This is a genomic window from Pseudomonas sp. p1(2021b), from assembly GCF_020151015.1.
GTDB classification, from domain to species: Bacteria; Pseudomonadota; Gammaproteobacteria; order Pseudomonadales; family Pseudomonadaceae; genus Aquipseudomonas; species Aquipseudomonas putida_K.
In genome coordinates, this window is record NZ_CP083746.1 from 4,347,171 (window position 1) to 4,361,341 (window position 14,171).

At 63.8% G+C, this 14,171-nt stretch carries 16 protein-coding genes; 7 read left to right on the plus strand and 9 right to left on the minus strand.

Features of this window, described 5'->3' with window-relative positions; genetic code table 11:
* Positions 1 to 14 precede the first annotated feature (14 nt).
* From proB to rplU, 4 genes are all read right to left on the minus strand, one after another.
* Positions 15 to 1,133 (minus strand): glutamate 5-kinase, encoded by a 1,119-nt coding sequence (gene proB / locus K8374_RS20280; RefSeq protein ID WP_196143764.1) that lies wholly within the window; start codon positions 1,131 to 1,133, stop codon positions 15 to 17.
* A 216-nt stretch (positions 1,134 to 1,349) separates the two neighbouring features.
* On the minus strand, positions 1,350 to 2,573 hold the full coding sequence (cgtA, locus tag K8374_RS20285; protein WP_196143765.1) for an Obg family GTPase CgtA: 1,224 nt from the start codon (positions 2,571 to 2,573) through the stop codon (positions 1,350 to 1,352).
* Positions 2,574 to 2,761: 188 nt separating this feature from the next.
* The gene (rpmA, locus tag K8374_RS20290) at positions 2,762 to 3,019 is read right to left on the minus strand and encodes a 50S ribosomal protein L27 (protein WP_070092741.1); all 258 of its coding nucleotides are present in this window, start codon (positions 3,017 to 3,019) and stop codon (positions 2,762 to 2,764) included.
* A 38-nt stretch (positions 3,020 to 3,057) separates the two neighbouring features.
* Positions 3,058 to 3,372, minus strand: a complete 315-nt coding sequence (gene rplU, locus K8374_RS20295) for a 50S ribosomal protein L21 (RefSeq protein WP_011532169.1) — start codon at positions 3,370 to 3,372, stop codon at positions 3,058 to 3,060.
* Positions 3,373 to 3,616: 244 nt separating this feature from the next.
* Here rplU and K8374_RS20300 point away from each other — a divergent pair, with 244 nt between their 5' ends.
* The 3 genes from K8374_RS20300 to K8374_RS20310 all read left to right on the plus strand — a co-directional run bounded on the left by K8374_RS20300 (position 3,617) and on the right by K8374_RS20310 (position 5,492).
* Positions 3,617 to 4,585 (plus strand): polyprenyl synthetase family protein, encoded by a 969-nt coding sequence (locus K8374_RS20300; RefSeq protein ID WP_084858621.1) that lies wholly within the window; start codon positions 3,617 to 3,619, stop codon positions 4,583 to 4,585.
* Positions 4,586 to 4,753: 168 nt separating this feature from the next.
* Complete coding sequence (locus K8374_RS20305) at positions 4,754 to 5,095, plus strand: zinc ribbon domain-containing protein YjdM (RefSeq protein WP_224456943.1); 342 nt, start codon at positions 4,754 to 4,756, stop codon at positions 5,093 to 5,095.
* A gap of 151 nt (positions 5,096 to 5,246) precedes the next feature.
* The gene (locus K8374_RS20310; RefSeq protein WP_224456944.1) at positions 5,247 to 5,492 is read left to right on the plus strand and encodes a hypothetical protein; all 246 of its coding nucleotides are present in this window, start codon (positions 5,247 to 5,249) and stop codon (positions 5,490 to 5,492) included.
* Positions 5,493 to 5,621: 129 nt separating this feature from the next.
* Here K8374_RS20310 and K8374_RS20315 read toward each other — a convergent pair whose 3' ends face one another.
* The 5 genes from K8374_RS20315 to K8374_RS20335 form a co-directional block, all read right to left on the minus strand.
* Positions 5,622 to 6,239 carry an FKBP-type peptidyl-prolyl cis-trans isomerase gene (locus tag K8374_RS20315; protein WP_224456945.1) on the minus strand — a complete coding sequence of 206 codons (618 nt, stop codon included), beginning with the start codon at positions 6,237 to 6,239 and terminating at the stop codon, positions 5,622 to 5,624.
* 92 nt (positions 6,240 to 6,331) lie between these two features.
* Complete coding sequence (locus K8374_RS20320; protein WP_084858625.1) at positions 6,332 to 6,637, minus strand: DUF6482 family protein; 306 nt, start codon at positions 6,635 to 6,637, stop codon at positions 6,332 to 6,334.
* Between the two features lie 134 nt (positions 6,638 to 6,771).
* Positions 6,772 to 7,260, minus strand: a complete 489-nt coding sequence (locus K8374_RS20325) for a TIGR00645 family protein (protein WP_084858626.1) — start codon at positions 7,258 to 7,260, stop codon at positions 6,772 to 6,774.
* A gap of 186 nt (positions 7,261 to 7,446) precedes the next feature.
* The gene (locus K8374_RS20330; RefSeq protein WP_224456946.1) at positions 7,447 to 7,785 is read right to left on the minus strand and encodes a hypothetical protein; all 339 of its coding nucleotides are present in this window, start codon (positions 7,783 to 7,785) and stop codon (positions 7,447 to 7,449) included.
* Positions 7,786 to 7,947: 162 nt separating this feature from the next.
* A complete protein-coding gene (locus K8374_RS20335) occupies positions 7,948 to 10,386 on the minus strand; it encodes a Lon protease family protein (protein ID WP_224456947.1) in 2,439 nt (812 codons plus the stop codon).
* 253 nt (positions 10,387 to 10,639) lie between these two features.
* Between K8374_RS20335 and K8374_RS20340 the strand changes: the two genes are divergently transcribed.
* The 4 genes from K8374_RS20340 (at position 10,640) to K8374_RS20355 (ending at position 14,124) form a co-directional block, all read left to right on the plus strand.
* On the plus strand, positions 10,640 to 11,128 hold the full coding sequence (locus tag K8374_RS20340; protein WP_196154620.1) for a DUF3015 domain-containing protein: 489 nt from the start codon (positions 10,640 to 10,642) through the stop codon (positions 11,126 to 11,128).
* 79 nt (positions 11,129 to 11,207) lie between these two features.
* Positions 11,208 to 13,061, plus strand: a complete 1,854-nt coding sequence (locus K8374_RS20345; RefSeq protein ID WP_224456948.1) for a DUF4105 domain-containing protein — start codon at positions 11,208 to 11,210, stop codon at positions 13,059 to 13,061.
* A gap of 141 nt (positions 13,062 to 13,202) precedes the next feature.
* On the plus strand, positions 13,203 to 13,559 hold the full coding sequence (locus K8374_RS20350) for a hypothetical protein (protein ID WP_224456949.1): 357 nt from the start codon (positions 13,203 to 13,205) through the stop codon (positions 13,557 to 13,559).
* A 67-nt stretch (positions 13,560 to 13,626) separates the two neighbouring features.
* Positions 13,627 to 14,124, plus strand: a complete 498-nt coding sequence (locus tag K8374_RS20355; protein WP_224456950.1) for a GreA/GreB family elongation factor — start codon at positions 13,627 to 13,629, stop codon at positions 14,122 to 14,124.
* The last annotated feature ends 47 nt before the right edge of the window (positions 14,125 to 14,171 follow it).

The window sequence follows — 14,171 nt, forward strand, 5'->3', positions numbered from 1 at the left end:
GCACGCTCACGCCCTCAGACCAGCACCAGGTTGTCGCGGTGCACCAGTTCCGGCTCGGCGCTGTAGCCCAGCAGGCTCTCGATGGCATCGGACGGCTGGCCGATGATCTTCTGTGCTTCCAGGGCACTGTAGTTGGCCAAGCCACGGGCTACTTCAAGGCCGTCAGGGCCGACGCACACCACCATCTCGCCGCGACGGAAGCTGCCCTGCACGGTCTTCACCCCCACCGGCAACAGGCTCTTGTTGGCCTGACGCAGGGCCTGCACGGCACCTGCATCGAGCACCAGGGTGCCGCGGGTCTGGAGGTGGCCGGCCAGCCACTGCTTGCGGGCGGCGAGCATGCCGCGCTCCGGCGACAGCAACGTGCCCAGGCGCTCACCGGCCTTGAGGCGATCGAGCACACGCTCGATGCGGCCACCGATGATGATGGTGTGAGCACCGGAACGGGCCGCCAGGCGGGCAGCACGCAGCTTGGTCTGCATGCCGCCGCGGCCCAGGGCGCCGCCGGTACCGCCGGCCACGGCATCCAGGGCCGGGTCGTCGGCGCGGGCTTCGTAGATCAGCTGCGCTTCGGGGTTGTTGCGTGGGTCGGCATCGAACATGCCGTCGCGGTCGGTGAGGATCACCAGCAGGTCGGCTTCCACCAGGTTGGCCACCAGGGCCGCCAAAGTGTCGTTGTCGCCGAAGCGGATCTCGTCGGTGACCACGGTGTCGTTCTCGTTGATCACCGGCACCACGCCCAGGTCGACCAAGGTACGCAGCGTGCTGCGGGCGTTGAGGTAACGCTTGCGATCGGAGAGGTCGTCATGGGTCAGGAGGATCTGCGCGGTGTGCTTGCCATGCTCGCCGAAGCTCGACTCCCAGGCCTGCACCAGGCGCATCTGGCCAAGGGCGGCGGCGGCCTGCAGCTCGTTCATCGCGCTCGGTCGCGAAGTCCAGCCCAGTTGGCTCATGCCCGCGGCCACGGCCCCGGAGGAGACCAGCACCAACTCCACGCCCGCTTCCCGCAGCGCGACCATCTGCTCGACCCAGACGGCCATGGCGCCGCGATCCAGGCCTTTGCCATCCGCCGTCAGCAGGGCACTGCCGATCTTCACGACCCAGCGCTTGGCGCCTGTCACCTTGCTTCGCATCTTCTCTTCCAACCTATGTCGAATCTGTAGATACCAAAACGCCGCTCATTGGAGCGGCGTGCCGTGAAAATGGTGTGCCCTCAATCGCGGGACAAGCCCGCTCCCACAAGGATCGCACGGACCTGTAGGAGCGGGCTTGTCCCGCGATAGGTTCAACGCCCAAGCCTGATCAACGGCACACTGCTCGCAGAGCGGCGTTTAGTGTACTGCAACCGATCAGTCGCGCACGTAAATGATTTCCGGGCCGTCTTCGTCGTCCTCGAAATCATCCCAGTCGTCATCGTCGCCGATGTCATGCACGCTCTTGACGCCCGTGCGCCGCAGGGTGCGGGCATCGTCCAGCGCCTGCAGCTGGGCACGGGCCTCGTCTTCGATGCGCTGGTCGAGCTCGGCCAGCTCCTCGGCGTAGGCCGGGTCGTTGGCCAGGCGGTCGGCACGGTCTTCGAGGTAGCGCATCAGGTCGTGGCTCAATTGCTCGGTACCCTGCTTGGCGATGGCCGAGATCACGTACACCGGGCCGTCCCAGTTCAGGCGCTCGACCACTTCCTTGACGCGCTCGTCACGCTCCTCGTCCATGATCATGTCGGCCTTGTTCAGCACCAGCCAGCGCTCGCGGTCGACCAGTGCCGGGCTGAACTGCGCCAGCTCGTTGATGATGACCTCGGCGGCATCGGCCGGGCTGCTGCCGTCCAGAGGCGCCAGGTCGACCAGGTGCAGCAGGACGCGGGTACGCGCCAGGTGCTTGAGGAAGCGGATACCCAGGCCCGCCCCTTCGGAAGCGCCTTCGATCAGGCCGGGGATGTCGGCGATGACGAAACTCTTCCAGCGGTCGACGCTGACCACACCCAGGTTCGGCACCAGGGTGGTGAACGGGTAGTCGGCGACCTTCGGCTTGGCAGCCGAGACCGAGCGGATGAAGGTGCTCTTGCCGGCATTCGGCAAGCCCAGCAGGCCGACGTCGGCCAGCACCTTCAGCTCCATCTTCAGGTCGCGCTGCTCGCCTGGCTTGCCTGGCGTGGTCTGGCGCGGCGCGCGGTTGGTGCTGGACTTGAAGCGGGTATTGCCCAGGCCGTGCCAGCCGCCCTGGGCGACCATCAGCTTCTGGCCCGGGGTGACCAGGTCACCGATCACTTCCTGGGTCGAAGCGTCGATCACGGTGGTGCCGACCGGCACGCGCAGGAACAGGTCTTCACCCTTCTTGCCGGTGCAGTCGGTACTGCCACCGTTCTGGCCACGCTGAGCTTCGTGGTGGCGGGTGTAGCGGTAGTCGACCAGGGTATTGAGGTTCTCGTCGGCCACCATGTACACCGAGCCACCGTCACCACCGTCGCCACCATTGGGGCCACCGTTCTCGATGAACTTCTCGCGGCGGAAGCTCATGCAACCATTGCCGCCATCACCGGCTTTGACCCGGATCGATACTTCGTCAACAAACTTCATAAAAACCGCCTCTCGCCTTCCGACGAGCTGAATAGCTTGAACACCTGAGGCTCTTGCAAAAATGAGCGCGGCGGCCCCGTACGACCGTAGAAACCCACGCCGGCAGCCCATACAAACAGCTTTGCAAGAGGCTCACCACAAACGAAAAAGCCCCGTCGCATGACGGGGCTTCTGGAGCGACGTCGCGATTAGGCTGCGACGATGCTCACGTAACGGCGGTTGAACTCGCCTTTCTTCTCGAACTTGATCACGCCTTCGATCTTGGCGAACAAGGTGTGGTCCTTGCCCATGCCAACACCGTAGCCAGCGTGGAATTCGGTGCCGCGCTGACGGACGATGATGTTGCCCGGCTTGATGACCTGGCCGCCATACATCTTCACGCCAAGGCGTTTCGATTCTGAGTCGCGACCGTTACGAGTACTACCACCAGCCTTTTTGTGAGCCATGGTTCAATTCTCCAAATAAATTCAGGGGACCTAGGCGATTAAGCCTGGATACCGGTGATTTTGATCTCGGTGAACCACTGGCGGTGGCCCATGCGCTTCATGTGGTGCTTACGACGACGGAACTTGATGATGCGAACCTTGTCGTGACGACCTTGCGAAACGACTTCAGCCACAACCTTGGCACCTGCGACGACTGGAGCGCCGATGGTGACGTCGTCGCCGTTGGCGACCAGCAGAACGCGATCGAAGGTCACGGATTCGCCAGTGGCGACTTCCAGCTTCTCGATCTTGAGGAATTCACCTTCAGCGACTTTGTACTGCTTGCCGCCGGTAACGATTACTGCGTAAGACATGGTATTTCTCCGATAATCCTGCTCACCCAGCGCTTTATATGATGAGTATTGGCTGGCATGGCTGCACTGGGCTGGAACGGCCCGGTGCAATTGCGTAAGGCAGGTGCTGCCCAGGAAGTTAGGGTGCGCGATTGTACGCAACCCGATAAATGCTTGCAAGTGGCGGCCCCGGGCCACGGGCAGCGCGCCTTGACACACCGGGACCCGCGACCTAGCATGCCGCGCAACCTCAATGGAGCAGCCGATGCAACCCCAATCCTTCTACCGCGCGGTAGCTGACGATTTCAGCGCCGTCGACGAGATCATCAAGAAGCAGCTGACCTCGCGCGTGCCGCTGGTATCGAAGATCGGCGACTATATCACGTCCGCTGGCGGCAAGCGCCTGCGCCCGCTGCTGGTGCTGCTGTGCGGCAAGGCCCTGGGGCGCGAAGGCGACGACCTGCGCCTGCTGGCGGCGACCATCGAGTTCCTGCACACCGCCACCTTGCTGCACGACGACGTGGTCGACATGTCCGGCATGCGCCGTGGCCGCTCCACCGCCAACGCCCTGTGGGGCAATGCGCCGAGCGTGCTGGTGGGCGACTTCCTGTATTCGCGCTCGTTCGAGATGATGGTCGAGCTCGGCTCGATGCCAGTCATGCAGATCCTCTCCAAGGCCACCCGGGTGATCGCCGAGGGCGAAGTGCTACAGCTGTCGCGGGTACGCGACGCCAGCACCACCGAAGAGGTGTACATGGACGTGATCCGCGGCAAGACCGCGATGCTGTTCGAGGCCTCGACCCACAGCGCCGCTGCGCTGGCCGGTGCCAGCGACGAACAGCGCGAAGCCCTGCGCACCTTCGGCGACCACTTGGGCGTGGCCTTCCAGCTGGTCGACGACCTGCTGGACTACAAGGGCGACTCGCAGACCCTGGGCAAGAACGTCGGCGACGACCTGGCCGAAGGTAAACCGACCCTGCCGCTGATCTACACCATGCGCGAAGGCACCGCCGAGCAGGCTGCCCTGGTGCGCCAGGCGATCCAGAAGGGTGGCCTGGAGGACCTGGAGCAGATCCGCGTCGCCGTGGAAGCCTCCGGCGCCCTGGACTACACCGCCCAGTTGGCCCGCGACTACGTCAAGCGCGCCATCGAGTGCCTGGAAGTGCTGCCCGCCAGCGAATACCGCGATGCACTGGTCGAGCTGAGCGAGTTTTCGGTAGCCCGTACCCACTGATTTCGCGTCGCCCCCATCGCGGGACAAGCCCGCTCCTACAGGTCCACTGCATAGAGGACCTTGTGGGAGCGGGCTTGTCCCGCGATTGCATTTGCACAGCAAGCCACATCTGCCAGCCAAAACCTTATACAATGTGGGCTTTATTTCTCCCGTCTTTGAGGACCCTCCGTGAGCACTTTGCCACCCTGCCCAAAATGCAACTCCGAATACACCTATGAGGATGGCACCCAACTGATTTGCCCCGAATGCGCCCATGAGTGGTCGCCCAACGCCGAAGCCGAGGCCGGCAGCGACGACGTGGTGAAGAAGGATTCGGTCGGCAACGTCCTGCAGGATGGCGACACCGTCACCGTGATCAAGGACCTCAAGGTCAAGGGCTCGTCCCTGGTGGTAAAGGTCGGCACCAAGGTCAAGAACATCCGCCTGTGCGACGGCGACCATGACATCGACTGCAAGATCGACGGCATCGGCGCCATGAAGCTGAAGTCGGAGTTCGTCCGCAAGGTCTGACGGCCTGCCGCTCGGGGTTGCCGCTCAGGCAGCCCCGACAGATCCTGAAACAAGGCCCCTGCCCCGCCTGGAAGAAAATAGCCAATAGGGCCTTGCCATTCTGATAATAAGAATTATTCTCATTGGAACCCGCTTTCCAAGGAGAACAGCCATGACCTATCTGATCGATGCCTGGCTCGACCGGCCCCACCCCTACCTGAGAATCCTGCATCGGGACACCGGCGAAGTGTGCGCCGTGCTCGAAGAAGACGCGCTCGACGAACTGCGCGACCAGGGCGACCTGGACATCAGTGGCCTGAATTCAAGCGAGCCTGGGGTGCTCAAGGAGCTGGTACGCAATCTGTTCCTGTTCTGCTATGCGCGGGCGTTGCGCCCTGGGGGAACGGACTGGAACTGAGGCTGGGTTGAAAGATAGGGGGCGCGTTGCGCCCCTTTCGCGGCACAAGGCCGCTCCTACAGTCACCACGCAGGCCTCTGTAGGAGCAGCCTTGTGCCGCGAAAGGGCCGCAACGCGGCCCCAAGGGCATTACAGAACGTCGAGCAACTCGACGTCGAACACCAGCACGCTGTGCGGCGGGATGCTACCGACGCCCTGGGCACCGTAGGCCAGTTCGCTCGGTACGTACAGGCGCCACTTGCTGCCGGCGTTCATCAGCTGCAGGGCTTCGGTCCAGCCAGCGATCACGCCACCGACCGGGAATTCAGCCGGTTGGCCACGCTCGTAGGAGCTGTCGAACACGGTGCCGTCGATCAGGGTGCCGTGGTAATGGGTACGCACGTTGTCTTCACGGCTCGGCTTGGCGCCTTCGCCTGCGGTCAGGACTTCGTACTGCAGGCCCGAGGCCAGGGTGGTGATGCCTTCACGCTTGGCGTTCTCGACCAGGAAGGCCTTGCCGGCAGCAGCGGCGGCTTCGGCCTTGGCAGCGGCTTCGGCCTGCATCACTTCACGGATGACCTTGAAGCTGGCCGACAGGTCGGCCTCGCTGACGCGGCTGTCGGCGCCGTTGAAGGCGTCGGTCAGGCCGGCCAGAATGGCGTCCAGGCTCACGCCTGGTGGTGGGTTGTCGCGCAGCTGGCCGCCCAGCTGACGGCCGATGCCGTAGCTGACGCGCGATTCGTCGGTGGTCAGGTTGAGTTCGGACATTTCACTCTCCGCTTGAGGGCGAAGGTAATCCGCCCTGCATGAAAAAGGGCGAGAAGCCTAGCACACAGCGGCGCAGTGATCAGCTATCGGAACTACCAGGCCGAACGCTGGGAAATCGGCACCTTCAGGTCTTCTTCCGGGTGCGTGCCCATTCCGCACATCTCGTCCTGGACGGACCAGTGCACCAAGTTCATGGACAACAGCGGCACGGCACTGAGCAGGCTGCGCGCATCCTCCACCGAATGCACCCGCAGCCGTTCGCCACGGACATCGGCCAGCGGATGGGCGTGCCCCTTTACCCGGGCCTCGAGCAAGTAGTCGCCGCCTTCGATGGCGATGAGGTTGAGTTCATCGACATGGCCGGCCCTGGCCTCGACGTTGAGCTGATGCAGGTTCATGAGAGCACCTCGCAACGGGAACCACGCATTTCTGCTCATTTTTTGTACAGCCCAGGCAAAACCACAAGCCATGAACGCGACCGCCCGTCCGTTTTGCAACGGACGGGCGGCGGGTACAGCCGACAGCAGCGCTGTCAGTGCTTGGTGACTTTATCCAGGTAGCCCATGACGAAGGCCGAGATGACGAACGTCATGTGGATGATCACGTACCACATCAGGTAGTCGGTAGAGATGTTCTGGGCATCCATGAACACCCGCAGCAGGTGGATGGAGGAGATCGCCACGATCGATGCGGCGACCTTCATCTTCAACGAGGAAGAGTCCATCTTGCCCAGCCAGTTGAGCTTCTCCTTGCTGTCGTCGATGTCCAGCTGCGAGACGAAGTTTTCGTAGCCAGAGATCATCACCATGACCAGCAAACCGCCGACCAGCGACATATCGATCAGCGAGAGGATCACCAGGATCAGGTCGGCTTCGCTCAGGGAGAACACGTTGGGCAGGACGTGGACGACTTCCTGGAAGAATTTCAGCGCCAGGGCCAACAGGCCCAGGGACAGGCCGAAGTAGATCGGGGCGAGCAGCCAGCGCGAGGCATACATCGCGTTTTCGAGGAAACGTTCCATGGGAGGTAGAGACTCGTGAGATGACGAAAAAGCGAGGCGCGAGTATAGCCATCCACGTCCCGACAGCAAAAGCCTGGCAGTGTCGAGGTCGTTTGCGGCCCAATCGCCGGCAAGCAACTCAAAACAGTTGCCCACCTGTTCTGTGCTGTTTTCAGAACAGCGACCGTGCCAACGCCCCCCTCGGCCTCAGGTTTCGGGATGGAACTGGAAATCCCCAAGGTTGCGGCAACGCTCGCCATTGATCTTGCGCAGCTGCGCCTGCAGGTGCAGGCACCAGATCTGTGGATCATCGGCGACCTGGTAGCCGTGCAGGGTCAGACTGTCGACAATGGCATTGAGCACCGACTCGGCCACCATCGGCCCGTGGAAAGGCCCTTGGGCCTTGATGGCTGAAGGCTGCTCCCCCGCCATGCCGGCGGCGAACAGCAGGGTCCACATACCGGTGTCGCCGGCCAGCGGGCGTATGCTGCATTCGATGCGGGTCACCAGGCCCAGGCACTGGCGGGTGAGGCTGAGGTTGCGCATGGCGGCGTCCCCTCCGTGAAGCCTTGTTCAGCCCGGAACCCAGGGCTGTTTCCATCCTGAACGCTGCTGCCGTCCTTAAGTTCCAGCATAGAAGACCAACGGGAAAAGATGGAAAACCGGCGCTAAACGGTAGCCACTAGCCGCTAGCGCCGGTTAATTGACTCAGGCTGGGTTGGCCTGGGCCACCACCTCCTCCAGGCGTTCCTTCTCGGCTTCCTTGACGTCTTCTTCGCTGATCATCTCGGCGATCACCCGTAGACGCTCCACCACCCGGGCGTTGACGCTGCCCTCGGGGAACTGGCCCTTCTCGTCCGGCGCACCGGCTTCCTCGCCCACCAGCAGGCTCAAGGCCTCATCGGCCTGGCTGACGGCGTAGACATGGAAGCGCCCGGCCTCGACGGCCTGCAGCACGCGCTCATCGAGCATCAGCGTAGCGACGTTGGCACGGGGGATGATCACCCCCTGCTCGCCGGTCAGGCCGCGCGCTTCGCAGAGCCGGAAGAAGCCCTCGATCTTCTCGTTGACCCCACCGACCGCTTGCACCTCGCCGAACTGGTTGATCGACCCGGTGATGGCGAAGCACTGCTTGAGCGGGGTGCGCGACAGCGCCGAGATCAGGGTGCAGACTTCGCCGAGCGAGGCACTGTCGCCATCGACATAGCCATAGGACTGCTCCAGGGCGATGCTTGCCGAGATCGCCAGGGGGAATTCCTGGGCATAGCGGCTGCCCAGGTAGCCGGTGAGGATCATCACGCCCTTGGAGTGGATAGGCTGGCCCAGGTTGACCTCGCGCTCGATGTCGACGATGCCGCTACCGCCCGGGTAGACGGTGGCGGAGATACGTGCCGGCATGCCGAACGCCGAATCGCCCACTTCGAGCACGGTCAGGCCGTTGCACTTGCCGATGGCCGCGCCTTCGGTGTCGATCAGGATGATCCCGGCGAGCATATCGTCGAGCACCCGCTGGGAAACGCGCCCGGTGCGGGTGGCCTTGGCCTTGAGAGCGCGCTCGATGTGCCCGGCGTCGGTCATCTCCTCGTTGGCCAACTGACGGATGAAGTCCGCCTCGCTGACCAACTGGAACAAATCGCCGATACGTGCCGACAGGCGCGACTGGTTTTCTGCCAGGCGGGCGCTATAGGTGGCCAGGCGCGCCACCGCATCCCCCGTCAACGGCGCCATGCCTTCCTCGTTGGTGCGCGTACGCAGCAACTGGGCGAACTGCTCGAGGTTCTCATCGACCAGCGGCATGTCTTCGTCGAAGTCCACCAATACCCGGAACATCTCCTGGAAGTCCGGGTCGTGGTCCTGCAGGGCGTAGTAGAGCTGGCGCGAACCGATGATCACCAGCTTGACGTTGAGCGGGATCATCTGCGGCGTGAGGGTCACCGTCGCGACCCGGCCCAGCTCGCCCAGGGGCGACTCCATCTTCAGCTTGCGCGACTGCAGGGCCCGCTTGAGGGCGTCCCAGACAAACGGCTCGCCGAGCATCTTCTCCGCTTCCAGGATCAGGAAGCCGCCATTGGCGCGGTGCAGCGCGCCCGGGCGCAGCTGGCGATAGGAGGTGTAGAGCGCGCCTTGGTCGGTGCTGTACTCGATGCGCCCGAACAGGTTGTCGTAGGTCGGGTGAGGTTCGAACACCATCGGCGCACCGCCGCTGGCGTGGTGGCCGACCACCAGGCTCGGCGCATACTGCTCCTCGAGCATCTTGCGCGCCACGGCGTCGGGCTTGCTGTCGTCGACCAGTTGCTCGACCACGGTGCGCAGCAGGTTCAACTGCATGGACTGCAGGTAGGCGCAGACCGCGGCGTTCTCGGCGTATTTCTCCGACAAGGGCGCCAGCAACGGCTGCAACGCCAGGGTGATGGTTTCCTCGTTGAGCTGGCGCAGCTGGTTGTTCGACTCACGCTTCCATTGCGGCAGGCTGGCCAGCTCCTCGTTGAGGCGCTCCTCGAGCTCGGCGATGTCCTCGTGGAAGCGCTCGCGCACCTCCTCGGGCAACTGGGCGAACTCGGCTTCGTCCAGGGCCTTGCCCTCGCTCATGGGGGTGAAGGCGACATTGCTGGCATCGCGGTACAGGGCCACGTCCTTTTCCAGCGACGCCCGCTCGATCACATCAAGGGCGCGGTCGTAGCGCTGGTTGAAGGCGCGGTCGATGGCGCCCTTCTTCTGCTGGTAGGACGGGTGCTCGAACACCGCCGGGAAGGTCGACAGCAGGTTGTCGATCAGGCCGTTCATGTCGGCGATGAATTCGCTGGCGCTGCCGGCCGGCAGTTCCAGGGCCCGGGGCTCGCGGGTTTCGTCGAAATTGTTGACGTAGACCCAGTCGGCGGGGGTCTGCTGGCGCTTGCCCTCGGCCTTGAGGTAGCGCTTGACGAACGAGAAGCGGCCGGTGCCGGGCTCGCCCATTACATACACGTTGTAGCCGGGGCGCGGCATGGCCACGCCGAATTGCAGAGCCTCGACGGCTCGCTCCTGGCCCAGGACGCCTCGAAACGGCTCCAGATCGTCGGTGGTGGCAAAGGCAAACTGTTCAGCGGAGAAACGCCGGGTCAGGGCTTCGGGCGCGAGACGCAGGCGCGAGGCGACAGGATCGGGCATTGGGTTTCCTTACTTCGGCGGGGCGGATGACAGGCATTCTGGCGCTGCCTGCGCGCAGCTTGCAAGGCTTGCCGGGACTTTATGTCGCAGGGCGCAGGTACGTCCACGCATGCAATTTTTCGCAATAAATAACGCAACCTTTGGATCGTGCCTAAACTCCAACCTGCGCGGGTGGGCGTATTTGCTTCCCCGACCTGGCAACCGCGTTGCCAGAACCCTGACCATTGGTACGTCTACGAAAGAGAACAAAGCTATGAAACGGATTCTTCTGGGTACTCTGTTCGCCGCTGTCTCGATCAACGCCATGGCCGAAGCGCCAGGTGGTCCGAACTGCGGCTGGGGCAACATGCTCTTCGAGGGCCAGCGCGGCACACCGGCCCACTTCCTGGCCTCCACCACCAACGGCACCTCCGGCAACGCGACGTTCGGCATGACCTCGGGCACCAACGGCTGCTCGACCAAGGCCTCCCTGACCTATGGCGGCAAATCCTGGTTCGCCATGAACGGGATGATGAACGAACTCTCCGAAGACATGGCCCAGGGCCAGGGCGAAGCCCTGACCACCTACGCCGTGGTCCTCGGCGTGGCACCTGAAGACCGCGCGCACTTCGCCGCCGTCACCCACCAGCACTTCAGCGAAATCTTCAACAGCGCCGATGTCACTGCCGAAACCGTCCACAGCAACACCCTGGCTGTGCTCAAGAGCGACCCACGCCTGGCCAAGTACGCCACCGAGGCCTGAGTCCTGCCCTTCCCGCCCCGGCTTCGGGGCGGGTTCGGTCAATTTCACCTTCGGCATCATCCAGACGTAGTTGCCCGATATGCTCAAACGCCTCGCTTGCCTGGCGCTGGTCGCCAGTGCCCCGCTTCATGCCGCGCCACAGCTCGACCCGGCCCGTGTAAGACAACTGGCCTCGACGCCCTACTGGATCGCCCTCGGCCATTACGAGACGGCCAAGCTCGGTGGCTGGCGCAGCTATGTGGACGACGATGCCTTCTTCCTCGCCGAAGACGGCGCCCACCACCCCGAGCAGGAGCTTCAGGCTACGGTCCAGGCGCTGTATGCCCCGGCCAGCCTGGGTGACAAGCATGCCCAGTGCGTGTTTCCGGCGCGCACCCGCTGGCTGCGTGAGCAACTGCAGCTCACCGACTTGCCGCAACCCAATTGCCAGGAGTTCGCGACCTGGTACCGGTCCATCGACCCGCACAGTGCCGTGCTGGTGTTCCCGGCAGCGTACCTGAACAGCCCCTCGTCGATGTTCGGCCATACCCTGCTGCGCATCGACCAATCGAAAACCCGTAGTGACGACACGGCGCTGCTGAGCTACGCGATCAATTTCGGCGCCTATATCGAAGGCAGTGACAACAGCATCCTCTATGCCTGGAAAGGCCTGATGGGCGGCTACCCCGGCCTGTTCGCACTGATGCCCTACCAAGAGAAGCTCTCCGAATACCGCAGCCTGGAAAACCGCGACCTGTGGGAGTACCAGCTGGACCTCACTCCGGAAGAAACCGGGCGCATGGTCGAGCACGTGTGGGAACTCAAGCAGATCCAGTTCGACTACTTCTTCTTCGACGAGAACTGCTCCTACCGCCTGCTGGAACTGCTGCAGGTGGCGCGCCCGAGCCTGGACCTGACCTCGCAGTTCCCGCTGACCGCCATCCCCACCGACACGGTCAAGGCGGTCAAGCAATCGGGCCTGGTGGCCAGCGTTCACTACCGGCCTTCCCGCGAACGCGAGCTGCTGGCCCGCGCCGAGCCGCTGGACCATGAGGAAAAACAACAGGTGCTGGCCGTCAGCGCCGACACCGGCCTGTTGCAGTCGCCGGCCTTCACCGCCCTGCCCCGTGAGCGCCAGGCCCTGGTACAGGACGCGGCCTACCGGCTGGAACGCTACCGCGCCAACGGCCAGCAACGCGACCCAGCCCAGGCCAGGCGCAGCTTCGAGCTGTTGCGGGCGATCAACCGCAACCCGCCGCCGCCCCTGCAAATCGAGCGCCCAGGCCTGCCCGAGGATGGCCACCAGTCGCGCACCTGGCAGCTGGGTGTCGGCACCCGGGAAGACCGCGCCTACGCCGAATATGGCCTGCGCATGGCCTATCACGACCTCAACGACAACGCCTATGGCTTCCCTCTGGGCGCGCAGATCGAGATTCTCCAGCTCAAGCTGCGCCAGTACGAAGGCAACGACTGGCAGGTGCAGCGCCTGGACTTGGCGACCATCCGCTCCCTGACGCCGCGCAACGCGTTGTTGCAGCCCTGGTCATGGCAGGTGGCAGGCGGGCTGGAGCGAGTGCCAGGCAAGCATGACGACGAGGTGCTGGTCAGCCATGTCAATGGCGGGGCCGGCGCCACCTGGCAGCTGGCCGACGGCCTGCTGGGCTTTGCCCTGGGCACGCTGCGGGTCGAACATCACAACGACTTCGCCCAGTTCGTCGCCCCGGCTGCCGGCTTCAATGGAGGCCTGCTGTGGCGCAACGGGCTGGGCAACCTGACCTTGGAGGCCAAGGGGGACTACTTCGCCAATGGCGAGGTACGTCGCAGCCTGAGCCTCAACCAGCAGTGGGAGATCAGCCAGAACCTGGGGCTGCGCCTGAGTGCCAGCCGCGCGTTCAGCCACCTGGCTAGCGCGCAGAACGAGGTGATGCTCGAATTGAAGTGGTACCACTATTGACATGAACGGGGCCGCTTTGCGGCCCAATCGCGGGCTTGCCCCGCGATTGGGCTATCACCGCATCGAGCCTTTGACACTGTTTTGACAGCCCCCTGACAAATCGCCACCTAGACTTTCACCTGTCGGTCGGAGGTTGTGGATATGTGGCGGTACGGGTTCGGTTTGTGGATAACGTTGCTCTTGATGGGTTGCCAGTCGGCCCATGAACAGATGATCGACCAAGGCTATCCACCGGCCTATGCCGACGGCTTCGGCGACGGCTGCAGCAGCGGCCGCCAGGCTGCAGGGCTGATGGTCGGGGATTTTCGCAAGAACGTGCCGCGCTACCTGCACGAGCGCCAGTACGCCAGCGGCTGGGACGACGGCTTCCGCCAATGCCACGCCATGCAGAGCAACGAAGACCTGCGCCAGTACCGCGAACGCTACTGGGACGAACGTGACCGGGACTGGCAGCAGGAGAAGGATCGCGGCGCCGCGCGCGCCTATCGCCGCCAATGAGTCGCAAACGGACAACCGTTGAAACCCGCCCCCTGCCACCATGGTCTCCTGCACAAGGAGGCCTTTCATGAGCCGAGCATTCGTCAACGAAGACCAGGCCGCCGCCCAGGCCAGCCAGCCGGTGGAGCGGCGGGTCAGCGACCAGCCCAACTATGTCACCGCCACCGGCCTTGCCCAGCTGCAGCAACGGGTGGCCGAGCTCAATGCCCTGCGCAGCGAGCTGCTGGGCCAGGGCGAACGTACCGACAAGCAGCGCCTGGCCGACACCGAGCGCGACCTGCGCTATTTCACCGCCCGGGTACAGAGTGCCCAGGTGGTCCCACCGGCCACATCCACGGAAAAGGTACAGATCGGTAGCCGGGTGCGCTTCGTCGATGACGAGGGCCAGGAGCAGCAGGTGCAACTGGTGGGTGAGGACCAAGCCGATGCGCTGCGTGGGTTGGTCAATTGGGGATCGCCCCTGGGGCGAGCGCTGCTGGGGGCTGGGCCTGGGGACGAGGTGCTGTGGCGAAGGCCGGCAGGGGATCAGATGATCGAAGTGGTGGCCATTTTGACTGAAGATTAAGATGGCTGGGGCTGCGTTGCAGCCCTTTCGCGGCACAAGGCCGTTCC